The organism is Streptomyces sp. NBC_00045, from assembly GCF_045041095.1.
Classification (GTDB): Bacteria; Actinomycetota; Actinomycetes; order Streptomycetales; family Streptomycetaceae; genus Streptomyces.
Map to the genome: position 1 here is coordinate 6,935,928 of NZ_CP108271.1, position 21,955 is coordinate 6,957,882.

21 protein-coding genes are annotated in these 21,955 nt (G+C 73.3%); 8 read left to right on the plus strand and 13 right to left on the minus strand.

What is annotated here, in order from left to right; all coding sequences use genetic code 11:
- Window positions 1-69 precede the first annotated feature (69 nt).
- Genes OHA65_RS32130 through OHA65_RS32150 form a run of 5 tightly spaced genes read left to right on the plus strand, consistent with a single transcriptional unit; the run spans window position 70 to window position 4,486 of the window.
- Window positions 70-1,749 carry an ATP-binding protein gene (locus OHA65_RS32130; RefSeq protein WP_327279644.1) on the plus strand — a complete coding sequence of 560 codons (1,680 nt, stop codon included), beginning with the start codon at window positions 70-72 and terminating at the stop codon, window positions 1,747-1,749.
- Window positions 1,746-2,153 (plus strand): roadblock/LC7 domain-containing protein, encoded by a 408-nt coding sequence (locus OHA65_RS32135; RefSeq protein WP_327279645.1) that lies wholly within the window; start codon window positions 1,746-1,748, stop codon window positions 2,151-2,153. Before OHA65_RS32130 ends, OHA65_RS32135 begins: the two co-directional genes overlap by 4 nt.
- Window positions 2,150-2,509, plus strand: a complete 360-nt coding sequence (locus OHA65_RS32140) for a DUF742 domain-containing protein (RefSeq protein ID WP_327279646.1) — start codon at window positions 2,150-2,152, stop codon at window positions 2,507-2,509. Before OHA65_RS32135 ends, OHA65_RS32140 begins: the two co-directional genes overlap by 4 nt.
- Window positions 2,490-3,110, plus strand: coding sequence for an ATP/GTP-binding protein (locus OHA65_RS32145; protein ID WP_054223662.1), 621 nt, complete (start codon window positions 2,490-2,492; stop codon window positions 3,108-3,110). The genes OHA65_RS32140 and OHA65_RS32145 overlap by 20 nt, the downstream gene beginning before the upstream one ends.
- The gene (locus OHA65_RS32150) at window positions 3,107-4,486 is read left to right on the plus strand and encodes a cytochrome P450 (protein ID WP_327279647.1); all 1,380 of its coding nucleotides are present in this window, start codon (window positions 3,107-3,109) and stop codon (window positions 4,484-4,486) included. Before OHA65_RS32145 ends, OHA65_RS32150 begins: the two co-directional genes overlap by 4 nt.
- Before the next feature lies 1 nt (window position 4,487).
- Here OHA65_RS32150 and OHA65_RS32155 read toward each other — a convergent pair whose 3' ends face one another.
- The 3 genes from OHA65_RS32155 to OHA65_RS32165 all read right to left on the minus strand — a co-directional run bounded on the left by OHA65_RS32155 (window position 4,488) and on the right by OHA65_RS32165 (window position 7,323).
- Window positions 4,488-5,615, minus strand: a complete 1,128-nt coding sequence (locus OHA65_RS32155) for a hypothetical protein (RefSeq protein ID WP_327279648.1) — start codon at window positions 5,613-5,615, stop codon at window positions 4,488-4,490.
- A 3-nt stretch (window positions 5,616-5,618) separates the two neighbouring features.
- Window positions 5,619-6,530 (minus strand): methyltransferase domain-containing protein, encoded by a 912-nt coding sequence (locus tag OHA65_RS32160; protein WP_327279649.1) that lies wholly within the window; start codon window positions 6,528-6,530, stop codon window positions 5,619-5,621.
- 187 nt (window positions 6,531-6,717) lie between these two features.
- Window positions 6,718-7,323: a hydrolase gene (locus OHA65_RS32165; protein WP_327279650.1), complete on the minus strand. Its 606-nt coding sequence runs from the start codon at window positions 7,321-7,323 to the stop codon at window positions 6,718-6,720.
- A 148-nt stretch (window positions 7,324-7,471) separates the two neighbouring features.
- Between OHA65_RS32165 and OHA65_RS32170 the strand changes: the two genes are divergently transcribed.
- Complete coding sequence (locus OHA65_RS32170) at window positions 7,472-8,026, plus strand: DUF6434 domain-containing protein (protein ID WP_405762962.1); 555 nt, start codon at window positions 7,472-7,474, stop codon at window positions 8,024-8,026.
- A gap of 13 nt (window positions 8,027-8,039) precedes the next feature.
- Here OHA65_RS32170 and OHA65_RS32175 read toward each other — a convergent pair whose 3' ends face one another.
- Window positions 8,040-8,780 carry an MFS transporter gene (locus OHA65_RS32175; RefSeq protein ID WP_405757876.1) on the minus strand — a complete coding sequence of 247 codons (741 nt, stop codon included), beginning with the start codon at window positions 8,778-8,780 and terminating at the stop codon, window positions 8,040-8,042.
- 53 nt (window positions 8,781-8,833) lie between these two features.
- A complete protein-coding gene (locus OHA65_RS32180; RefSeq protein WP_405762964.1) occupies window positions 8,834-9,400 on the minus strand; it encodes a dihydrofolate reductase family protein in 567 nt (188 codons plus the stop codon).
- A gap of 60 nt (window positions 9,401-9,460) precedes the next feature.
- On the opposite strand from OHA65_RS32180, the gene OHA65_RS32185 reads away from it, so the two are divergent.
- Window positions 9,461-10,483, plus strand: coding sequence for an enoyl-CoA hydratase/isomerase family protein (locus OHA65_RS32185; RefSeq protein ID WP_371646732.1), 1,023 nt, complete (start codon window positions 9,461-9,463; stop codon window positions 10,481-10,483).
- A gap of 31 nt (window positions 10,484-10,514) precedes the next feature.
- On the opposite strand, the gene OHA65_RS32190 is transcribed toward OHA65_RS32185, so the two are convergent.
- Window positions 10,515-11,438 carry an SDR family oxidoreductase gene (locus OHA65_RS32190; protein WP_405762966.1) on the minus strand — a complete coding sequence of 308 codons (924 nt, stop codon included), beginning with the start codon at window positions 11,436-11,438 and terminating at the stop codon, window positions 10,515-10,517.
- Between the two features lie 136 nt (window positions 11,439-11,574).
- Between OHA65_RS32190 and OHA65_RS32195 the strand changes: the two genes are divergently transcribed.
- Window positions 11,575-12,825, plus strand: coding sequence for a cytochrome P450 (locus OHA65_RS32195; protein ID WP_327279655.1), 1,251 nt, complete (start codon window positions 11,575-11,577; stop codon window positions 12,823-12,825).
- Between the two features lies 1 nt (window position 12,826).
- Here OHA65_RS32195 and OHA65_RS32200 read toward each other — a convergent pair whose 3' ends face one another.
- The 7 genes from OHA65_RS32200 to OHA65_RS32230 all read right to left on the minus strand — a co-directional run bounded on the left by OHA65_RS32200 (window position 12,827) and on the right by OHA65_RS32230 (window position 21,827).
- The gene (locus tag OHA65_RS32200) at window positions 12,827-13,456 is read right to left on the minus strand and encodes a hypothetical protein (protein ID WP_328764387.1); all 630 of its coding nucleotides are present in this window, start codon (window positions 13,454-13,456) and stop codon (window positions 12,827-12,829) included.
- A gap of 308 nt (window positions 13,457-13,764) precedes the next feature.
- The gene (locus tag OHA65_RS32205; protein ID WP_328764388.1) at window positions 13,765-14,838 is read right to left on the minus strand and encodes an alpha/beta hydrolase-fold protein; all 1,074 of its coding nucleotides are present in this window, start codon (window positions 14,836-14,838) and stop codon (window positions 13,765-13,767) included.
- A gap of 46 nt (window positions 14,839-14,884) precedes the next feature.
- A complete protein-coding gene (locus tag OHA65_RS32210; RefSeq protein ID WP_405762969.1) occupies window positions 14,885-16,489 on the minus strand; it encodes a molybdopterin-dependent oxidoreductase in 1,605 nt (534 codons plus the stop codon).
- Between the two features lie 186 nt (window positions 16,490-16,675).
- Window positions 16,676-17,875, minus strand: coding sequence for an oxygenase MpaB family protein (locus tag OHA65_RS32215; RefSeq protein WP_371645445.1), 1,200 nt, complete (start codon window positions 17,873-17,875; stop codon window positions 16,676-16,678).
- A 77-nt stretch (window positions 17,876-17,952) separates the two neighbouring features.
- On the minus strand, window positions 17,953-18,996 hold the full coding sequence (locus OHA65_RS32220; protein ID WP_405762970.1) for a polyprenyl synthetase family protein: 1,044 nt from the start codon (window positions 18,994-18,996) through the stop codon (window positions 17,953-17,955).
- Window positions 18,989-19,291: a polyprenyl synthetase gene (locus OHA65_RS32225; protein WP_327279660.1), complete on the minus strand. Its 303-nt coding sequence runs from the start codon at window positions 19,289-19,291 to the stop codon at window positions 18,989-18,991. Before OHA65_RS32225 ends, OHA65_RS32220 begins: the two co-directional genes overlap by 8 nt.
- Window positions 19,292-19,517: 226 nt before the next feature.
- The gene (locus tag OHA65_RS32230; RefSeq protein ID WP_405762973.1) at window positions 19,518-21,827 is read right to left on the minus strand and encodes an alpha-N-acetylglucosaminidase; all 2,310 of its coding nucleotides are present in this window, start codon (window positions 21,825-21,827) and stop codon (window positions 19,518-19,520) included.
- Window positions 21,828-21,955 lie beyond the last annotated feature (128 nt).

Here is a 21,955-nt window from a genome sequence, read left to right on the forward strand (position 1 = left end):
TGCTTATAGACGCTAAGATTCCGGGCCGTTGTCATATGATCATTCGCTTTCGATCGTTTGAGGGTTCTGATGGTTCGCGTGGGATCGTCGCCCGGAAGTCCAGGGGCCACCTCACCCGTCGTTTGGGCGCTGCCCGCCGTGCTGACCGCCGCCGCCGCGGCGATAGCCGTGGCGCAAGTGTCCGCACCTGCCCGTACCCCCGTCGCCTGGATCGGCGCCGTGGCCTTCGTCGCCGTGGCCCTGTCCTGCGGTGAGGCCGCCCGGCGCGGCAAGGCGGTGGCCGCGCTGCGGCTGGCTGCCGCCGCACAGGAGGCTGCCCTGCACCGGCAGCAGGCCGAGACCGTACGGCTCGCGCAGGAGCTGCTGCCCGATGTCGTGGAACGGCTGCGCAAGGGGGAGTTCCCCGAAGAGGTGCTCACCTCGCTGGAGGAGCTCGACATCCACGGGCCCGGCCTGACGGCCGAGTTCAGGGCGGCCCACCAGGCCGTGCTGCGCTCGGTCCTCGACGCCGTCGTCGCCGAGGAGGACCTGCGCGACTCCGCGCAGCGCGCCTTCGTCAACATCGCCCGCCGCGTCCAGGCCATCGTGCACCAACAGGCCCAGGAACTGCGGGAGATGGAGGACCGCCACGGCCACAGCCCGGACGTCTTCGGCGACCTGCTGCGGCTCGACCACGGCACGGCCCTCATCGGCCGCCTCGCCGACTCCATCGCCGTGCTCGGCGGGGCGCGGCCCGGCCGCCAGTGGAGCAAGGCCGTCCCGCTGTACAGCGTGCTGCGCGGAGCCATGTCGCGGATCATCGACTACCAGCGCGTCGAGCTGCACTCGGTCTCGCAGGTCGCCGTCATCGGACCGGCCGTCGAACCGCTCATCCACGCGCTCGCCGAGCTGCTGGACAACGCCACCCGCTACTCCCCGCCCCAGACCAAGGTCCACCTGACCGCCGTCGACGTGAACTCGGGCATCGCCGTCGAGATCGAGGACGGCGGCGTGAGCATGAGCGAGGAGGCCCGCAAGCGGGCCGAGCGGATGCTCCGCCAGGCGCAGCAGGGCATCGACCTCACCGACCTCGGGGAGACCCCGCGCCTGGGCCTCGCCGTGGTCGGCCGGCTCTCGCAGGCGTACGACTTCCAGGTCTCGCTGCGCTCGTCGGCGTACGGCGGCGTACGGGCCGTCCTGGTCATCCCGCAGCAGCTGATCACCACCGCCTCCTCCGCGACGGGCGTTGCCCACGGCATCGGCACCGCCTCGGGCCCCCGCGCCGCGCTGCCGCCGGCCGGTGGCACGACGACGGTGGCCGCCACGGCCGCCACGACCGGGTTCGCCCCCGCGGCGGCCACCACCGCGGCCGGGACCCCGGCCGCCCGCCCGGTCACCGGGCCCCGCATGCCGGCAGCCGAAGACGAGGTGCCCGCCGTGACCGAGCGGACCCCGAACGGCCTGCCCCAGCGCCGCCGCAAGACCCGCGCCGTCGCACCCGAACCGGCGGGAACCGGTATCGGTACGGGCACCGGCGACCGGTTCGTGGCAGCCGCAGCGGCGGCCGCCGACCACGCCGGACACGGGTACGCCACCGAGCCCGGACCCGCGCCAGAGCCTCGGCCCGAGGTACAGCCCGGGATGTGGCTGGCCGCGTTCCAGGACGGCCTGTCCTCGGACAGCAGCAAGACCGCCGCGAGCCGGAGCGGCGCAGCAAGCCAGAACACGGATGCCTCGCCGGCCTCGGCGAGCAAGGGGGAACAGCCATGAGTCAGCAGCAGACCAACATGGACTGGATGCTCAAGGACCTGGCCGAGAGCGTTCCGCAGACCCGCCACGTCATCGTCCTGTCCGCCGACGGCTTGCGCATGGCGCAGTACGGGGCGGAGACCGACACCGCGGACCGGCTCGCGGCCGCCTGCGCCGGACTGCAGAGCCTCGCCGGCGCCGTCGCGTCCGAACTCCCGGGCAGCAGCGGACGGATGAGGCTCGTCGTGATCGAGATGGACGGCGGCTTCTTCTACCTGATGGCGGCCGGCGCCGGCGCCTTCCTCGCCGTACTGGCGAACGAGGGCGTCGACGCCGGACTGATGGGCCAGCGGATGCGCGACCTCGTGGCCCGGATCGGAGAACACCTGAGCAGCCCGCCGCGCCGCGACGGGCAGCCGGCGTGAGCAACCCGGGCCGGGACTGGGAAGACGGCACGCCCGAGCGGCTCTACGTGATCACCGGCGGCCGTAGTGGGGGGTCAACCCCCACCCACCTCGACCTCGTCACGCTGATCATCGCCAAGTCGGGGCCCAGGCTCGGGATGCAGCCGGAGCACGCGGCGATCATGCGGCTGTGCCAGTCGCCGCTCTCGGTGGCCGAGATCTCCGCGTATCTCGGCCTGCCGGTGAGCGTGGTCACCGTACTCCTCGGTGACCTGCTCGCCGCCAACCACGTGCTCTCCCGCCCACCCGTCGCCCCCGCCAAACTCCCCGACCTGGCACTGATTGAGGCAGTCATCGATGGACTTCGAAAGCTCTGAGCGGGCCACCGCGCCCCGGCGCGAGGACGCGCTGCCGGCCACGGCCGCCGCCGCAGTCAAGGTGGTGATCGTGGGCGGCTTCGGGGTCGGCAAGACGACCCTCGTCGGCGCGGTCAGCGAGATCCGGCCGCTCACCACCGAGGAGACGATGACCCAGGCCGGGGTCGGCGTCGACGACACGGCGGGGGTGGAGCGCAAGACCTCCACCACCGTGGCCATGGACTTCGGCCGCATCAGCATCAACGAGGAACTGGTGCTGTACCTCTTCGGCACCCCCGGTCAGGAGCGGTTCTGGTTCCTGTGGCGCGGCCTGTTCGAGGGCGCGCTCGGCGCGGTGGTCCTGGTCGACACGCGCAGGCTGGAAGTCAGCTTCGACGTGATCGGCCGGCTGGAGGAGCGCGGGGTGCCCTTCGTGGTCGCCGTCAACTCCTTCCCCGACGCGCCGGAGCACCCCCTGGAGGAGCTGCGCGCAGCACTCGACCTGCCCGCGTCCGTACCGCTGGTCTTCTGTGACGCCCGCCGCCGCGACTCCAGCCGCGACGTCCTGATGACGCTGATGCGCTACCTGCACTCCCTCGCCGCGACCCCGGAGGCACTGTGAGCACCACCCCCACCCCCCAGCCGGGTCCGGCGGCCCCGCCGCCCGGCTGCCCGGCCCACCGGCTCTACGGCCCGGACGCCGAGGCCGACCCGATGGGCACGTACGAGAAGCTGCGCGCCGAACACGGCGCGGTGGCCCCCGTCCTCGTGCACGGTGACCTCCCGGCCTGGCTGGTGCTGGGGCACCGCGAGAACTTGGACGTGGCGCGCACCCCGTCGCGCTTCGCCCGTGACCCGCGGCACTGGCGGGACATGCAGGAGGGGAACGTACCGGCCGACCACCCGCTGACGCCGATGACCGCGTGGCAGCCGGCCTGCCACCTGGTCGACGGCGTCGAGCACGAGCGGCTGCGCGGAGCGATCACCGAGTCGCTGGAGCGCTTCGACCGGCGAGGCATACGCCGCTACGTCAAGCGCTTCGCCGACCAGCTGATCGACGCCTTCGCCCAGTCCGGGCGGGCCGACCTGGTCAGGGACTTCGCCGAGCCGCTGCCGATGCTGGTGATGACCCAGCTCGTCGGGGCGCCGGAATCCTACGGGCCGCGTCTCGTCGAGGCGGCCCGCGACATGCTCCGCGGCACCGAGACGGCCCTCACCAGCTTCGAGTACGTCTCGGCCACCCTCCGCGAGCTCGTGGCGCGCAAGCGGGTGGAGCCCGGCCGGGACTTCACCACGTGGATGCTGGAGCACCCGACGGCACTGGGCGACGACGAGGTCGTGGAGCACCTGCGGCTGGTGCTGATCGCGGCCTTCGAGACGACCGCCAACCTGATCGCGAACACCGTGCGCATGGTGCTCACCGACCGCCGCTTCCGCGCGAACCTCTCCGGCGGACACATGACGCTGCCGGACGCGCTGGAGCAGGTCCTGTGGGACGAGCCTCCGTTCATGACGATGATCGGGCGCTGGGCCACCGGCGACACGGAGCTCGGCGGAGCGCGGATCAAAGCCGGGGACATGCTGCTGCTCGGTCTGGCTGCGGGCAACCTCGACCCGGAGATCCGGCCCGACACGACCGTGCCGGTCCACGGCAACCGTTCCCACCTGGCCTTCAGCAGCGGCCCCCACGAATGTCCCGGACAGGACATCGGCCGGGCCATCGCAGACACCGGTATCGACACACTGCTGGCCCGGCTGCCCGATCTGGAGCTGGCGGTCCCCGAGGACGAGCTCCAGTGGACGTCTTCGCTGCTGTCCCGTCATCTGGTGTCGCTCCCGGTCCGGTTCACCCCGCGGGGCAGCACCGTCACCGGCTCCACGCCGGTGCCCCGGCGGGCCGCACGAACGGCCCAGCCGGCTCCGCCGCCCGTCCCCGTCCCGGGGGAGCGGCCGGCGGCACGGGGCTCCTGGTGGTCGCGCCTGCGCGGCCGCCGCTGACTCAGCGACCCCGGCGCGGGGGATCGTCGAGCTGCTGCCACCACCAGGCGAAAGTCGGGATGGGTAGCGGCTCGACGCCCGGGTCGCAGGGCGTGTCGCTCCAGGTGATGTCGTACGACGCCCCGTCGGCGGGGAGCGTGTTGCGGTTGCGCGGACTGGCGTACCGCGGAGCCCGGTTGTGGTACTCGGTGTCCCCCGCGATCCAGTGTTCCAGCGCGAGGAGGTAGCGCCCGAGCTGTTCGTCGGCGCCGCGGGCCAGCTGCTCGCGCAGCCGGACGAACAGGGTCACGGCCCGGTCCCGCAACGCGTACGCGACGGGAAGCGCCTCGGCGGGCGTACGACCGTGTTCTCGGGCCAGCACGTTGAGCAGGTTCTGCTCCAGCGGCTCGTGGTGGTCGTCCTTGTTGTACGAGAAGAGGTCGTTGTCGCAGGCGACGATGAACCCGGCGGCGTCGGTCAGGGCCTGGACGGGTGCGGAGTACAGCACGTCGGCCGGTAGCTCGATCCCGTTGGCCGCCTCGCACCAGGTCAGCAGGAACCGTGTCCCGCCGACCCAGATCCGTGTCGCCGCGAAGTCGTTGAGGCCGGGCAGCACGCCCCGCTCGACGTTCGCGGCCTGTGCGGCGGCGCCGAACACCCACTCACCGATGCCTTCGGTGAAGCGGCGCAGCTGGAAGGGGGTCAGCATCGCCCGGGTACGGGCCGCCAGGTCCTCCAGTCCGGCGGTGTGCGGCCCCGGCTGCAGCAGGTGCGAACCGGGAGCCTCAAGCATGCGGATGAGCCGGGTGCCCTGGTCGATGACGGACGCCGTGCGCGCGGTGCCGGTGCCGGAGTCCTGCCAGTCATCGGCGGCGAAGGCCCAGTAGCACCACTGGGCGAAGAGCAGCATCGGCTCCACGTCGCCGTGGGGGGCGATCCGGCTGACGAGGTCGGCGCTGCGCGAAGCCAGTCCCCAGGCGCGCTCGGTGGCGTCGGGGTAGAGGCCGAACTCGTCGATCCAGGCGACGGCCCGCTCTTCGAGCTCGGCCGCCTTGGGATGGATCAGGTCCCGTTCGTACGGCCAGTAGAACGGCGGCAGTTGCCAGCCGATGCGGGAGGGGGGCGAGCCCTTGCGGTATGCGGGAGGCATCGGTCAGCCGCCCCCGCCGAGACGGAACAGCAGCAGGCGGGTCTCCAGGGCGTGGTCGCGCCAGATGCGGAACAGCTTGCCGTGCGTGATGGTGGACTCCTGGAGCCGTTCGCGGGACCAGGCGGACGGGACGCCGGCGCTCTCCACGCGGTCCAGCTCGGCGGTGTTCCAAGCCATGGACTGCACCCAGAACTCGGCGACCCGGTCGGTGACGTCCTCGTCCTGCTCCAGCTCGAAACCGGCCGCCTCGGCGGCGGTGAGGTACTCGGTGAGGGTGCCCAGGCGCGTCTTGTAGTAGCCGTCGATGAACCCGGTCCACTCGGGCCGGCAGATGAAGTGCTCCTGGATGCCGAACCAGCCGCCCGGCTTCAGGGACCGGGCCACGACCTGGAAGAGCCGCTCGCGGTCCATGTAGCCGGAGCTCTCGTTGGCGTACGCGGCGTCGTACTTCCGGTCGGCCGTGAAGGTGTGCACGTCGGCCAGGAGGGGGGTGACGCGGTCGCCGACGCCGGCCTGGCGGGCGAAGTCCTCGATCACGGGTATGTGATCGGCCGCCACGGTGAGACCGGTGACGGTCGCGCCGTGCTGCTGGGCCCAGTAGAGCGATCCACCGCCGACTCCGCATCCGATGTCGAGGACGCTGCCGGGAGGAGTGGAGTACGCGCCCCAACTGCGCGCCGCATGCTCGACAATGGTCTCCTGGGACTCCACGATGCGTCGCTTGAGCGCGCGTTGGGAGACGGTGGTGTTCGGGGTCGCACCCGGGGCGAAGAGGCCCATGTGGAAGTGGACCCTGGGTCCCGGGCCGTACTTGTGGAGGATGTCGGCGGTCTTGCGGGTGTAATAGAGCGGCACTTGGCTCTCGTCGAACTCCTGGCCACCAGCGGGGGTCTGGATGACAAGGTTCCTGTCCATCGGTTCTCCGGTCCTGCGGTCACGTGGGGGTGTTTATCGGCCGCCCCACTCTGCCCATTGGTGAGCGATAAAAGTCCTCGTTCACTCGGGTCATGAGCATAACCACATCTGAAACGGCAGCAATTCAGGCCATTTGATGTCACGTCAGGTCTTGTTCCGGACTTGGAGTGGAATTCTTGTTGAGCGATCATGAGGAATGCCCGCCCAGGGAGCCGAGGGCGGCGATGACCTCGGCGGTCGTGCTGACCTTGCCGATGCGCGGGAAGATCCTGCCGAACGAGTGGGCGTGGGACGCGGCGTCCGTGTCGGCGGTGGCGTCCTCGGCGAAGACCAGGGAGTAGCTGTGCTCCCAGGCCGTACGGGCGGTGGATTCGACCCCGACGCTGGTGGAGATGCCGGCGAGGACGATCCGGTGGATGCCGCGGCGGCGCAGCTGGAGGTCGAGCTCGGTCCCGGTGAAAGCCCCCCAGTGTCGCTTGGTCACGACGACGTCGCCGAGGGCGGCGAGCTCGGCCGGGATCTGCGAGAACGCGGCGGGCGGGGCGGTGGCCGGACCCGGGCGGTCGACGTCGGTGGTGGGCAGGTCGCCGCCGTCGGGCGACCAGGCGACCCTGACCAGCACCACGGGCAGCCTGTGTGCCCGGAACGCGCCGGCGAGCGCGACCGCGTTCGCGAGGATCTCCGTGGCGGGCCTGGTGGTCGGCAGGACCAGGATGCCCTGCTGGAGGTCGATGAGGACCAGGGCGGTGCCGTCGTCGAGGGTCAGGACGGTGCGGTCGGCTGCGGCGGTCATCTGGACTCCTGTGGTCGGTCCGGGTCTCACGGGTCACCCCATGAAACCCGGACCGCGCGCAGAGGGTGGCCCGGCGGTCCCGACCGGCGTGGCGGGTGACCGGTCGGCGTGGCGGGTGATCGGCCGGCCACTTCTTTAGAATGGGAACGTGAGTGCGAATATGAAGGAAAGGCGCCCCGCCCCGACTCCGGCGCTGACCGGGGCGCAATTGTCGCGCTGGTACTGGACCCTGGCGGAACTGTCCCAGCTCGCCCGGGAGATGGGCCTGTCCGCCGGGGGCGGCAAAGTGGCGCTGACGGCCCGGCTGGCCGCCGCACTCGACGGGGTCCTGGCGCCGGAGCCGGTCCGCGCGCCGCGCCGCGCCGGACGTCAGCTCACGGCCCCCGTCGACGGCGACACCGAGATCCCGCAGGGCCAGCGGTGCAGCCAGGTGCTCCGGGAGTTCTTCGTCCGGGAGATCGGGCCCGGATTCCACTTCGACGCCTTCATGCGGGACTACGTGGCCCAGAACGCGGGACGCCCCCTCGCCGGGGCCGTCGCCCACTGGCACGCCACCCGCGCCCGGGCGGCCGAACCCCAGGAGGTCGCCGCCCAGTTCGAGTTCAACCGGTTCCTGCGCGACTGGCACGCCGGCCACCCGGAGGGCACCAGGCAGCAGGCCCTGGCCGCCTGGCGGGCCCACCGCGCCCTCCCGAAGGACTGACCCACGGGACCGCTCAGGCCGCCGGCGGTGCGGGCTCCGGGAGCCGCCGGGCCAGGGCCCGGGCCAGCAGCGGGAGAACGACCAGCGGGAGCAGGGCCGTCCGTACCGAGGTGGCGTCCGCGACGGCCCCGATGAAAGGGCTCGCCACCCCGCCGACGCTGACCGTCAGACCGAGGGTGACCCCGCTCGCCGTTCCCATGCGGGCCGGCAGGTAGTCCTGGCCGAGGGTCACCTGGAGCGAGAACGGCACGTACAGGGCGGCGGCCGCCAGCGCCGCGCAGACGTACACCAGGGGCAGGGGCAGGGTGAGCACGCCGAGGACGGCCGGGGCTGCCGCGGCGTACGCCCGGTGGACGGTGGTGACCCGGCCCCAGCGGGACGCCAGCCGGCCGCCGAGCAGGGTGCCGCCCGCGCTGCCCGCGAACAGGGCGAACAGGGCCACCGCCCCGGCGGTCCCTCCGCCGCCGCGCTCCCGTACGTACAGGGCGATGAACGTGCTCAGGCCGGTGAACGCGACGGACCGCACCACCACCACGGCGCAGAGCCGCAGGAACGCCCGCCGGTCCCCGGGACCGGGCGCCGCAGCCGGGACCACCGCTTCCGGCGCCCCCGCTCCCGCCGCCCGGTCGCGCACCGGCCGGGGCAGGCTCAGTACGACACCGAGCACCGCGGGGAGGGCCAGCAGCCACCAGCCCGCCGGCCCGGACACCGACAGGGCGCCTTCATCGACGTCTTCCGCCGGGCCTTCGGCCACACCCCCGGGAGCCACCCGCGCCGTCTGCCGTGACCGCGCGCCCGCCGCGTGTCCTACGGCCGCCCGTACCGGAGCTGGACGACCCCGTTGCCGAACGTGCGGGTGTCCTCCAGCCGGAGCGGCACCGGGCCGTCTGAGGGCGGGAACAGCGGTCTGCCGCGGCCGATGCGCACCGGGTGCACGAAGATCCGGTACGCGTCCACCAGATCGTGGCGCAGGAAGGTGGCGGCGAGATCGGCCCCGCCCACGACCAGGTCGCCTCCCGGGGCCGCCTTCAGCGCGGCGACCTCCGCCGGTACGACGTCCCGCACGAGGGTGGAGTTCCAGCCGAGGTCGGCGTCCGGCAGCGTGCGCGAGTACACGTACTTCGGCATGTCCCGCCAGATGCCCGCGAACTCGACCTCCGGCGCGGTGGAGGCCGGGTCGGCATCGGCGGTCGGCCAGTACGCGGCCATCAGCTCGTGCGTGACCCGGCCGGTCAGGAGACCGCCCAGCGGGCGGATCTCGTCGTTCATGTACTGGTGCAGTTCCTCGTCGACCCGGTGCCAGGAGATGTCCCGGTCCAGGCCCTCGAAGTAGCCGTCCAGAGACACCTGCATCATCAGGATGATCTTCCGCATGCCGATGCACGCTACATACTGGCCGGTGTGAAGACCGACGACGGCGCAGACGACACGGCCCTGTTCACCACCGAGGGCCACACCGGGGTGATCACCCTGAACCGCCCCGGGGCACTCAATGCCCTCACGCACCCCATGGTGCTGCGGATCACCGAGGCGCTGACGGCCTGGGAGCACGACCCCGCCGTCGTCCAGGTCCTCATCCGCGGCGCCGGTGAGCGCGGGCTGTGCGCCGGCGGGGACATCCGGGCCATCCACGACGACGCCAAGGCCGGCGGCGACGCCTCCGAGGGCTTCTGGCGCGACGAGTACCGGCTGAACGCGCTGATCGCCCGCTTCCCCAAGCCGTACGTGGCCCTGATGGACGGCATCGTGATGGGCGGCGGCGTCGGCGTCTCGGCCCACGGCAGCGTGCGCGTCGTCACCGAACGCTCCCGCGTCGCCATGCCCGAGACGGGCATCGGCTTCGTCCCCGACGTCGGCGGTACGCACCTCCTCGCCCGCGCCCCGGGCGAGCTCGGCACCCACCTGGCCCTCACCGGGGCCTCCGTGGGCGCGGCCGACGCGCTGCTGTGCGGACTCGCCGACCACTTCGTACCCGCCGCCCGGTTGCCGGAGCTGACCGCCGGGCTCGCCGGCGCCCCGGCCCGGGAGGTGCTGGCGCGCCACTCCGAGGCGCCCGCACCGGGCGAACTCGCCGAGCGGCGCTCCTGGATCGACCGCTGCTACGCCGCGGACACCGTCGAGGAGATCGTGGAACGGCTGCTGGCCGAGGGCGACCCGGCCGCCAAGGAGACCGCCGAGACGATCCTGGCGAAGTCCCCGACCTCGCTCAAGGTCACCCTGGCCGCCGTCCGTCGGGCCCGCGGACTCGGCTCCCTGGAACGGGTGCTGGAGCAGGAGTTCCGCGTCTCCTGCCACGCACTGCGCGCGCCCGACCTGGTGGAGGGCGTCCGGGCCCAGGTCATCGACAAGGACCGGAACCCCCGCTGGTCCCCGCCCGCGCTCGCCGATGTCGACACCGGGGCCGTGGAGCGGTTCTTCGCCCCGCTCGGCGAGGCCCGCGAACTCCGGCTTCCCTGAAAGCGGTCGAGGGTCCGCGGCCCGGCCGCGGTCAGCGGTAGCCGGTCGCGTCGGCCGGGCGGCCCGGGTCCTGGACCTCGGCCATGTACCGCCAGGCGTCCGGGCGGCTGCCGTCGAGGTCCGTGAAACCGTAGACCCGGGCCAGCTGACCGCTGGAGAGCGACTGCCCGTTCCAGCGCGCCACCTCCGGGTCCGCGGCGAGCGCCGCGACGGCCCGCCCGACGTACGACGGGGTCTCGGAGATGGCGAAGTGCGGGACCTCCTCCAGCGCGTCCCGCCAGTTCGCCTCGGTCACCCCGAAGGCGTCCAGCATCATCTCCGAGCGCAGCCAGCCCGGCGTCAGCGCCACCGCCGTCGCCCCGCGCGGACCCAGCTCGTGCCCGAGCGCGAAGGCCATCCGCAGCACCGCTGACTTGGCGATGTCGTAGAAGAACGACACCCGGTAGCGACTCGCGTTGTACTCGGCCGTGCCGTCCGTCATCTCCACCACCAGACCGCCCGGCTCGCGCAGCAGCAGCGGCATCGCGAAATGGCTCGTGACGGCGTGGGTTTCCACCGCGAGGCGCAGCAGCCGCAGCCCCTTGTCCAGGTCGTGCTCCCACACCGGGCTGTCCCACTCGAAGAGCAGCTCGCCGCCCCAGATGTCGTTCACCAGCACGTCGAGTCGCCCCTGCTCGGCATCGATCCGACCGACCAGCGCCTCCACCTGTCCGGGCACCAGATGGTCCGCGACCACCGCGATCCCGCGCCCGCCCGCTGCCGTGACCAGCTCCGCCGTCTCCTCGACGGTCTCCGGCCGGTCGTACTCGGAACGGCTGCCGCGCGTACTGCGCCCCGTCACGTACACCGTCGCGCCCTGCGCGCCCAACTGGACCGCGATGCCGCGCCCCGCGCCCCGCGTGGCCCCGGCCACCAGGGCGACCCTGCCTTCGAGAACCTGCCGCGCCCGCGCCATGCCCCGACCCTACGCCGCCCCCGCCGCCGGACACCCGCAAGGGCGCGCCGGTCCGAGCCGCGGAACCCCCTTGTCCAACCCGCTCTCCAGGCCGCACTGTTGCCCGAGATTCATCCGAACGGTCAGGAGAGCCGGCTTGTCACCCGACGACGCACACACGCCCGCCCACGTCATCGACCCCGCGGGCGGCTGCCCGCACGCCCTCAACGCCCGGCTGCGCGCCCGGGGCGCCGTGGCGGACGTCGTCCTGCCCGGCGGGGTGCCCGGGGCCGTCGTCCTCGGACACGAGGCGCTCAAGGAGTTCCTCGCCCACCCCGACGCGGCCAAGGACGCCCGGCACTTCCCGGCCCTGCACGACGGCACCATCGCGCCGGACTGGCCGCTGCGGGTGTTCGCCAACGCCCAGGGCATGCACACCGCCGACGGCGCCGACCACCGCCGGTTGCGCTCCCTCGTCGGCAACGCCTTCACCGCCCGCCAGGTGGAGCGGCTGCGGCCGCGCATCGAGGAGCTGACCGCCCGCCTGCTCGACGATCTCGGCCGGGCGGCCGCCGAAGCCCCCGACGCAGTCGCGGACCTGCGCACCCACTTCGCGCTGCCGCTGCCGATGAGCGTCATCTGCGAGCTGCTCGGCGTGGACCCCGAGCACCGGGGCCGGCTGCACCACCTGTCCAACACGGTCATCATCGCGACCGACACCACCCCCGCGGAGGCGATGGCCGCCGTACGGGAGCTCGTCGAGCTGATGGGCACCATCGCCGCCGCCCGCCGGGAGAACCCGGGCGACGACCTCACCAGCGCGCTGATCGCCGCCCGCGAGGGAGACGGCGACCGGCTCAGCGAGGCCGAACTCATCGGCACCATGCGCCTGATGCTCGTCGCGGGCCACGAGACCACCCTCAACCTGATCAGCAACGCCGTCCGCGCCCTGTGCACGCACCGCGACCAGCTCGCCCTGGTCCAGGAGGGCAAGGCCACCTGGTCCGACGTGGTGGACGAGACCCTGCGCTGGGACGGACCGGTCAGCTGGTTCCCCTTCCGGTACCCCACCCGCGACCTCACCGTCGACGGAACCGTGATACCGCAGGGCACCCCGGTCCTCGCCGGCTACACCGCGGCCGGCCGCGACCAGTCCTTCCACGGCCCGGACGCCGACCGCTTCGACGTCACCCGCCCCACCGCCGCCCGCAACCTCTCGTTCGGGCACGGTGCGCACTACTGTGTCGGCGCCCCGCTCGCCCGCCTTGAGGCCACCATCGCCCTGGAGCGGCTCTTCACCCGCTTCCCGGACCTCGACCTCGCGGTGCCGGAGCCCGAACTCCCGCACCAGCGCAGCTTCATCGGCAACAGCGTCGAATCCCTCCCGGTACGCCTGCACGGGGCGTAGGTCACTTGTTCAGGCAGTGCTGGCGGTACGCCTCGTCGTAGGCGGTGTCGTAGCCGACCGCGTAGCCGTTCTGGAAGGCCAGGATCAAGGTGTTGGGCACCTTCTGCGGCACGAGGCGGGCGTTCTTGCGCGCGAGGTCGCACGCGGTGCCCTCCTGGCGGCCCCAGGTCTCCCCGGAGGCCTTCCCGGCAGCGAACATGCTGTCCTCCGTCTGCGCGGGCGGCTTCGGGGCGGTCGGGCTCTGCGATGCGCCCAGGGCGTCGCACGCGGCCTTGTTGGCGGCCGCGGACTTGGCGTACGCCTGGTTGTAGCCGTACCTGTAGCCCTCCACCTTGCCCTGCACGAACGCGGTGGGGTTGGGCGGGATCAGCGGCGGAAGGGTCTTGTGGCACAGGGGCGGCTTGCCGTCGCGGTTGCCGGAGCTGGAGCCTTCGAGGTACCCCTGCCGACACCCGACGTGGTAAGGGTCGTTGCCCTGCGTCAGACCGTGGCAGATCGACGGGGCGGTCACGGTGGCCGGTACGGTGGCCGCGGGCCGGGCGGCCGCCGGAACGACCACCAACAGGGCCAGCGCGGGTGCGGACAGCACGGCGAGCGGGGCGAGCGCCCGCCGTCGGAGGTGGCGGGTCATGGTCGTCCTCTCGGACGGGTGGGCCCGGCCCGGACGATCGACCGGGCGAGCGGCCCACGGGCGGGTCCTTGGGCCCGTCCGCAGCGTCGACCGATCCCGAAGGGGTCCGCGCGGCCGACTGCCGGGAGCCTGGGCGAGCGCAGGACGTACCGCCCCAGTCTATTCGCCGATGCCGCCACCCGCCCGGCCAACGCCGGTCGCCCGGCCAACGCCGGTCGCCCGGCCAACGCCGGTCGCCCGGCCAACGCGGGTCGCCCGGCCAACGCCGGTCGCCCGGGCCCCGGCCCGGGCCATGCGACGGACACGGCCTAGCTTCGGCCGTCGCCGGGCGGCGGGAGTTCCGTGCTCAGCCAGCCCAGCGCGTCCGGATACATCCCGGTCCAGGTCTGGAAGTTGTGCCCGCCGGTCGGGCGGACGAGGGTCTTGACCCGGACCCCGCTGCCCGCCGCTGCCCGGCCGAAGGTCTCCAGCTGCTGCGGCGGGCTGTCCTTGTCCTGCGCGGAAGTGGCCAGGAACAGCCCGACGTCGGCCCGTTCTGCCTGCCGGACCAGCCACAACGGGCTGTTGCGCTCGCGCAGGACCGGATCGGCCAGCACCTCCGGGTCCCCGCCCAGCGGGTCCGGGTCCAGCGCCGCGCCCGCCCGGAACACCTTCGGGTACTGCAACGGCAGTTTGACCGCGCAGAACGCCCCGGTCGAGACCCCCATCAGCCCCCAGCCCCCGGGCTCGCGCAGGGTGCGGAAGTTCTTCGAGACCAGGTCCGGCACGTCCTCCGCGAGCCAGCTGGCCACCTTCCGCGTCGGCGTGTTGCTGCAGTCGGTGTTGACCCCGCCCGGGTAGATCTCCGGGATCACGACGATGAACGGGTGCGCCGCGCCCGCCCGGACCAGCTGCTCCAGCGTCCCCGGCATGCCACCCAGGTCGATCCAGGTCCGCGGCGAACCCGGGTACCCGTGCAGCAGCACCAGCACCGGGAACCGGGTCTTCTCCGCTCCCGGAGCCCGGTACTCCGGCGGGGTCCACACGATCACCTGCCCGGCGAGTTTGGAATGTGAGCCGCGGAAATAGGTGCTCTGCGTACCGTCGCCGCCCAGGGTGAACTTCGCCCGGCCCGGCGGCGGTCCGGTCATCGCCGTGGAGTTCTGCGCGCTCTCCGTGCCCAGCAGGTCGTCCCAGGAGGAGTACAGCCCGTAGCTGCCGTTGATCCAGGTCGCGATCACCGCGATGGAGGTCAGCTGGCACAGCGCGATCATCAGCACCCGCACGGGCCAGCGCACCCACCCGGGACCCGGGATCCGGTTCCACAGCAGCAGCGCGGCGAGCACGGCGAGCACGGTGACCACGATCAGCGTGACGAGGAACGACGTACTGGTCAGCTCCACGAGGGCCGGCTCCTGACGTACGGGGAGGTTTCCCAGGATGTCGGCATCATGCCTTCCGCGGGGGAGCCGGACGGACACGCACCGGCACCGAGTGCCACCCGGTCGCCCCGTCCGGGACGGTTCCGGTGCGCACCCCCGTCTGTACGGCGCCCGTGCCGTCCGTGGCTCGGACCTCCAGGGTGTGCGGGCCGGGAGTCGCGTCCCACACCCACACCCACTGCCGCCAGGTGTCGTTGCCGTCCGCGGCCCCGAGCCGGGCCTCCTGCCACGGGCCGGCGTCCACCCGTACCTCCACGCGGGCGATCCCCCGGTGCTGCGCCCACGCCACCCCCGCCACCGCGACCCGCCCCTCCCGCTGCTCGGCGGACGGGCGCGGGGTGTCGATCCGGGACTGCGTCTTGACCGGGCCACGCGGCGCCCAGGACCGGCGCACCCAGTACGCGTCGTACGCCGCGAACGTCGTCAGGCGCAGCTCGGTCAGCCACTTGCACGCCGAGACGTACCCGTACAGGCCCGGTACGACCATCCGTACGGGGAAGCCGTGCGCGAAGGGCAGCGGCTCGCCGTTCATCCCGACGGCCAGCAGCGCCTCCCGACCGTCCATGACCGTCTCGACGGGCGTACCGAGCGTCATCCCGTCCACTGACCGCGCCACCAGCTGATCGGCCGGACCGCCGTGCGAGGGCGGCCGGACCCCCGCCTCGCGCAGCAGATCGGCCAGGCGCACGCCGAGCCACCGGGCATTGCCCGCGTACGGGCCCCCGACCTCGTTCGACACGCAGCACAGGGTGATGTCGTGCTCGACGAGCGGCCGGGCCAGCAGCTCCCGCAGCCCGAGCTCCAGCGGAGCGGCGACGCCCTCCCCGTGGATCCGCAGCCGCCACGTGTCCGCGTCCACCCGGGGCACGACCAGGGCGGTGTCCACCCGGTAGAAGTCCCGGGCGGAGGTGATGAACGGGGAGATCCCCGGCACCGGCAGCTGCGCCCCGGGCGGGACGGGCGCCGCCGGCACGGTGGGCTCCGGCAGGACCAGGTCCGCCCGCGAGGCCGTGGCCCCCGCCGAGCCGTACGCGCCGAGCCGCCGCCCCGCGTACCCGATCCCGGCCGAGGCCGCGAGGGCCGCGGCGACCAGCCGACCGAACCCGCGCCGGCCCAGCGACCACGCCCCGCCCGGCGGCGCGCCCACGGGGCGGGGCCTGGTCAGCGCGCCAACCAGCAGGTACAGCAGCCCGGCTGCAGCCAGCCCGCCCACCAGCGACGGCAGCGCATCGCGCCAGGTCGCCTCCGGCCGGCTGAGCGCGGCCACCGCTCCGACCAGCCCGAAACAGCCGGCGAGTGCGATCCCGGCGGGCAGGTGCCGTACGGCGAGCACTCCGGCCAGGACCGCCACCGCACCCAGGACGACGACGATCCCGAGGGTCAGCAGCAGCTTGTCGGCGGTGCCGAACTCCCGGATCGCCCATTCCTTGACGCCCACCGGCGTACGGTCGACGACGGCCCCGCCGACCGCGGTGACCGGGGAGGCCTCCGGCCGGACGGCCGCCGAGGCCAGCTCCGCCACGGCCAGTCCCGCACAGGCGGCGACCAGCCCGCAGACGGCGCCGCCCAGGATGCGGCGCCGCCGCCCCGGGTTCGAATTCACACGGGTCATGCGCAGTCACCGTCCGCCGGAAGACCGGACGGGGAGGGGCCCCGCCCGCCGCGTCCAGTGTGACTCCGCCCCGGGCCGTCCCGGGCGCCCCTGCGTCCGGCCGCGCCCGTTCGGCCCCGTTCGGGTCAGTGCACCGGTTCGGTGCTGCGGGTCGGCGCACCGGGTCAGCGGGTCGGTGCACCGAGGTCAGCAGGCCGGCGCAGGCGGCACCCAGCGGCCGGTACGCGGGGCCTTCACCCCGTACTCGGACTTCAGCTCCGCCGGGATCGCGTGGTGCATGACCCGGCCCCGGGTCAGCGCGGACAGCTCGAAGCCGGCGAGCAGCGAGCCCGCCTTGTCGAGCGCCCACTCCGCGAACGGGCTGCTGTCCTCGACGGCCTCCAGCAGACCCAGGAACACCGGGACGGCCCTGGCCGCCGAGTCCCAGGGGCTGCGCGGGACCTCCAGCCAGTCGCCGATGGTGTCGCCGACGAGGTAGCGGACGGTGGCCGGGACCATCGGGTCGAAGAGCGTGCCGGGGACCACGTCCTCGTACAGCCGCAGCAGCTGCGCGCCCAGGCCGACGCCCTCGGGGGAGGGCCCGAGATGGCGCAGCAGGTAGAGGTCGCAGTACGCGCGGGCCTCGGCGAGGTCCTCCGGCACGGCCGACAGGTCGCAGCCGAGCATCGCCGCCACGACCCGCCACGCGTAGTAGTAGGCCTCCGCGCCCTCCTCGCTCATGTGGATGCCGAGCCGGTGCATGGCGTCGAGCACCAGCAGGGAGAAGAACGTCTGCCCGGCGATCATGTCCTCCTGGCAGATGGGCGTGCCGTCCCGCTCGACGTCCCAGTGGCCGCCGTGGCGCAGGTGGTGGCGCACCGCCGCGTGCAGCAGCCGGACCTTCTGCGCGGCCGGGACGAACTTGCTGCCGTCGGCGAAGGCATCGGTCCGCATGAGGTACGTGACGAACTGGCCGGTGTTGGCCATTCGGCGGGAGGGGTACGCGAGCGAGTGCGTCGAGGAGAGCAGTCGGGCCATCCGGGGGACGGCGTAGCTGACGGGCATCGCGGCGAAGGACAGGCCGGTGTTGATGTGGGCGGCGTTGTCCATGAAGAACAGCCGGGCCTGCTCCATGACGTCCCAGTCGACCCAGGCCGGGGGCAGGGCGGTGGCCTCGAAGTAGGTGCGCGCGGAGGCGGGGAGCCGTGCGGGGAGCGGGTCCCCGGCGGTGGTGAAGAACCGCATGAGCGTGTTGAAGTCGCCCACTTCGCCGCGGTGGAACAGCGCGGCGACGGTCTCGTCGGCGAGCGGATCGCCCTGTGTGGACAGGGCGTCGAGGGCGGCGTCGTCGTAGCGGGGACGCGGCGGGGCGGCGGCGTTCTCGGAGGCGTTCTCGGCGGTGGTCACTTCATTCGTCCTTGTCGTGGGGGCGGCAGCAGCAGCGGGGGCCGGGGCCCGGGGGCCGGGGTGCGGGCGGGCCGCGGCTACAGCGAGCGTTCGGCAGCGGTGCCGGCGAGCTGGCCCAGCGCGGACCGCGCCTCCGCGGGCATCGGTACGGCGTCCAGCGCGGCGACGGCCCGGTCGATGCGTTCCCGGATCATGTCCTCGACCTGCTGCCGGGCCCCGCAGGCCTCCATCAACTCGCGTACCGCCGCGGCCTCTTCCCCGTCCAGACCGGACCGGCCGACCAGCTCGGCGAGCAGTTGCCGCCCGTCGTCGCCGGCCGCCGCGACGGTCAGGGCGAGCAGCGCGGTGGGTTTGCCGTCCCGTAGGTCGTCCAGGTTCGACTTGCCGGTCCTCGCCGGGTCGCCGAAGGTGCCCAGCAGGTCGTCGCGCAGCTGGAAGGCCTCGCCGAGCGGCAGCCCGTACGCGGAGAAGACCCGGTGCAGGGCGGGGGAGCCCCCGCCGAGGGTGGCGCCCAGGTGCAGCGGCCGCTCGACGGTGTACTTGGCCGTCTTGAAGCGGGCCACCTCCAAGGACTCGGCCACCTGCGGTGTCCGGGCGGTCTGCGCGGGGCCGGTCCCGGTGCGCAGCACTTCCAGGAACTCGCCCGCCATCGTCTCGCGCAGCAGCGCGGACCAGAGGGGGACGGTCCGGGCCAGATAGGCGCCGGGGAGCCCGCAGGAGCTGAAGACGTGGCCCGCGTACCCCATCAGCAGATCGCCGAGGATCACCGCGAGGGCCGTGGAGCGCTGCCCGGTGGCCGCGAACGCGGCGTGCGCGGTGAGCCGACCGTGCCGCATCGTGCTGCCGTCGATGATGTCGTCGTGCGTGCAGGCCGCCGCGTGGACGAGTTCCATCGCGGCCGCGGCGCGGATCACGCCCTCGCAGTCGGGCTGCCCCGCCGCCCGCCAGCCCCAGTACAGGAATGCGGCCCGGATCCGCTTCCCGTCGGCCAGCGAGCGGCGCAACTGCTCCGACAGCGGGGAGAGTTCGGCGTGCAGTCCGAGCAGGGTCCGCTCCTCCTCGTCGGCCAGTCGCACCAGCACCTCGTCGATGCGTTCCTTGAAGCCGGTGTGGTCATGCACGGGGGTGGCCCTCGGCGGCGACCCGCTCCGCGGCCCGCCGGGCCATGGTCTCCAGATGGTTGTCCGCTCCCGCGCCCGTCCGGCGGGTGGCCAGTTCTCCGCGCTTGCGCAGCTCCACGACCCCGTCCGTGAGCAGCTCCCGCAGGTCGGAGCGGCGCAGTACCTCCTGGGCCCGGTCGGCGGACTGCCGTAACTGGTCGAGGGCCAGATCCGCGACCCCGGCGGCGAGGAGCGTCAGCAGCTCCAGGGTCACGGGCGTGGTGCGGTCCTCGGCGGGCGGGGTGTCCTCGGACATGCTCGGTGCACTCCTGCTGGCGTCGTGCCGTCACGGCGTCGGAAGGGGCGGCCGCCGGGTGTTCCGACGGCCGCCCCTGTGGTCGGTTCCGGGCCAGTCAACCGAGTGCGCGTCCCGCGCGTCGAACCTCCGGAGGCGTTCTCCCTCGCACGGGTAGCGGGATTCCCACCTGCGGGTGATGATCAGCCCATGATCCGACCGCCACCGCGCCGGGTGGTGTAAGCGGTCATCGGGCGGCCCCCTCCGAGGATTTCAGGGCCGCCGCGACGTCCGATGCCAGGGCGTACGGATCCCCCTGCGGGCCGTCCTCCCCGCTCGGATGCCGCGTGGTGCGCCGCGCCCAGTCCTCCTCGAAGGCGTGCCAGTCGATCTCCCGGGGCGCCGCCCGCTTCACCAGCGACTCCTCCAGCGCCTCGAAGTAGGCCGCCCACCGGGGCGCGTACAACTCCCGGATCAGGCCGCTCCATTCACGGTTCGCGTAGTCGTGCAGGAAACCGCCCTCGCTGGTGCTGCGCCGGCCCCACACGCTCAGGATCGAGCGGGCGTCGTACTCGTACCCGTCCTGCTCGGCCGCGTCCGAACCCCAGGAGCGGGCCGCGGACAGCCAGTTGCCGAGCAGGAAGTTCGGGTCCGAGCCGGTGACGGCGTCCAACTGCCGCTCGCCGTCCTGCCACTGCCCGGTCAGCTCGCGGAACCCGGCCAGGTCCTTCGCCTCGTAGGCCGCCTTGATCTTCGGCAGCAGCACCCGGGAGTGGTTGGCGAGGGCCTGCCGTGCGGTGTCCACCAGGTCGAAGCGGTACGCGCTGGAGCCGCGCAGCTTCGGATCCACCTTGAGCAGGTGGTCCAGGGCCCGGCGGACCCCATCGGCCGGGTAGCGCATCGACTTCGGGCTCCAGTACGCCGCGCCCACCGCCGTCAGGCTGGGCCGGGCGCTGAACAGGCTGTCCTGGGACTCCGACCACAGGCCGGACGAGGTGCTGTACGGGCCCGTGCGCAGCTCCTCCCAGGCGGCGGCCGCCTCCTCGTCGGGCCGCCCGTACCGGCGCGCCGCGAAATCGGCGAACCACGTGTGCTGGTCGATCGGCCCGGGCTCCCAGGCCAGATCGGTGAACAGGTCGAAGGCGGCCGGATTGGTCCCGGTGGCCTCCGGCAGGTAGGCGGTGCCCTTCAGCGCACTGTTCGACTTGGCCCTCCAGGAGCCGAACCGGTCGATCCACACGGAGGTGTTCGCGCCGATCGTGGTGTGCCCGCCGAAGTTGTAGATCGTGCCCATCGCGTACGGGGCGCCGCCCCAGCGCGTTTCGCGGTCCAGCCGGTTGTACCGGTCGGAGAGCCCGTCCAGGATCAGCAGCTTCGAGGTGTCCACCCCGGCGAGCAGCTCCGGCTTGGGGCTGTCCTGCCAGCCGAGCACCGCCCACATCGCGCCCGGGTGCGCGGCGTGCAGCGCCGACTGGACGGCGCGGGCGGCGTTCTTCACGTCGACGGTGCCGGCCGTCCCGCCCTCGTGCAGCGGGCTCATCCGGTACATCGAGCTGTCCCCGAACACGGCGCGCTGCTCCGCGTAGTACGCGGCGGCCAGCTTCCCGAACACCGCGGTGGACGGGTCCAACCAGTCGGGCCGGTCGAAGCCCGCCCAGTCGCCCTGCGCCACCGTCTTGGCGCCCGGGTTGCGGGCGGCGAACCCCGGCGGGACCGTGCCGAAGTAGCCCGGCAGCACCGGGGTCATGCCGAGCCCGCGCAGCTGCTCGGCGATCCGCCCGCCGAGCTCGGCGCGCTCCTGCACCAGCCGCTCGGAGACCGGGCCGCCGAAGCCGCTCAGGTTCTGCAGCAACCACCAGCTCTGGTGCCCGGGGCCGGGGATCCACGCGCGCAGCTCGGCGGCGGAGTAGCCGAAGCCCTGGAGCGCCCGGTAGTACGGGTACTCGGCTCCGGCCTGGACGAAGACCTCGTTGATCCCGTGCAGGGCGAGCAGGTCGATCTGCCGCTGGTGCTGCTCGAAGGTGCGGTACGCGCCCGAGTAGCCGTCGTCGGTGTCGTTGAGGGCGTACCGGTGCGGGACGAGCGAGCTGCGGGTGACCGGCGCGGGCACGGCGGGCAGCCGGGCGGGCAGCATGCCGATGCTGTCGCCGGGCCAGCCGATGTCGACCCCGGCGACGTGCTGGAGGTACCAGCCGACGCCGGTGAGCAGGGTGGCGCCGCTGGATCCGCGCACGGTGATCGCACCCGCGGCCCCCGACACGGTGAACCGGTCGGCCCCGGCGGCGGCCGGTTCGGGCACGAGGGTGAACTGGGCGGCGTGGCGCGGCAGCAGCCGCTCCAGCGCGGCCCGCGCGGGACCGGTGTCGAAGCCCCGCGGCTTCGGGGCGCCGGGCACACCGTCCGGTACCGCCGCCGGCGCCCGGTCCCGTACGAGGGCCGCATCGGCCACGGCGGCCGGCGCGGGGGAGCCGGCGCAGAGCAGGACCGGCAGCGCGGCGAGGGCGACCCGGCGGCGCAACTGCGTGCGCCGCCGGCGCCGGGGCGAGGAGATCGTCATCCGTCGAGTCACCGATCCGTGGTCTGGGGTGGGGTCCCGTGCGGGACCCGTGGCTGGATTCCGTGCCGGGTGCCGGGTGCCGGGTGCCGGGTGCCGGGCGCCGAGCGGTCCCGCGGCCCGCGTGCAGG

What these genes read in the sequence shown, in the direction of transcription:
- OHA65_RS32200 (WP_328764387.1), bottom strand. Translation starts at nt 13,456, where the DNA reads ATGACCCGCCACCTCCGACGGCGGGCGCTCGCCCCGCTCGCCGTGCTG.
- OHA65_RS32210 (WP_405762969.1), bottom strand. Translation starts at nt 16,489, where the DNA reads ATGACCCGTGTGAATTCGAACCCGGGGCGGCGGCGCCGCATCCTGGGC.
- OHA65_RS32230 (WP_405762973.1), bottom strand. Translation starts at nt 21,827, where the DNA reads ATGACGATCTCCTCGCCCCGGCGCCGGCGGCGCACGCAGTTGCGCCGC.
- OHA65_RS32130 (WP_327279644.1), top strand. Translation starts at nt 70, where the DNA reads ATGGTTCGCGTGGGATCGTCGCCCGGAAGTCCAGGGGCCACCTCACCC.
- OHA65_RS32135 (WP_327279645.1), top strand. Translation starts at nt 1,746, where the DNA reads ATGAGTCAGCAGCAGACCAACATGGACTGGATGCTCAAGGACCTGGCC.
- OHA65_RS32155 (WP_327279648.1), bottom strand. Translation starts at nt 5,615, where the DNA reads ATGCCTCCCGCATACCGCAAGGGCTCGCCCCCCTCCCGCATCGGCTGG.
- OHA65_RS32160 (WP_327279649.1), bottom strand. Translation starts at nt 6,530, where the DNA reads ATGGACAGGAACCTTGTCATCCAGACCCCCGCTGGTGGCCAGGAGTTC.
- OHA65_RS32145 (WP_054223662.1), top strand. Translation starts at nt 2,490, where the DNA reads ATGGACTTCGAAAGCTCTGAGCGGGCCACCGCGCCCCGGCGCGAGGAC.
- OHA65_RS32190 (WP_405762966.1), bottom strand. Translation starts at nt 11,438, where the DNA reads ATGGCGCGGGCGCGGCAGGTTCTCGAAGGCAGGGTCGCCCTGGTGGCC.
- OHA65_RS32165 (WP_327279650.1), bottom strand. Translation starts at nt 7,323, where the DNA reads ATGACCGCCGCAGCCGACCGCACCGTCCTGACCCTCGACGACGGCACC.
- OHA65_RS32225 (WP_327279660.1), bottom strand. Translation starts at nt 19,291, where the DNA reads ATGTCCGAGGACACCCCGCCCGCCGAGGACCGCACCACGCCCGTGACC.
- OHA65_RS32180 (WP_405762964.1), bottom strand. Translation starts at nt 9,400, where the DNA reads ATGCGGAAGATCATCCTGATGATGCAGGTGTCTCTGGACGGCTACTTC.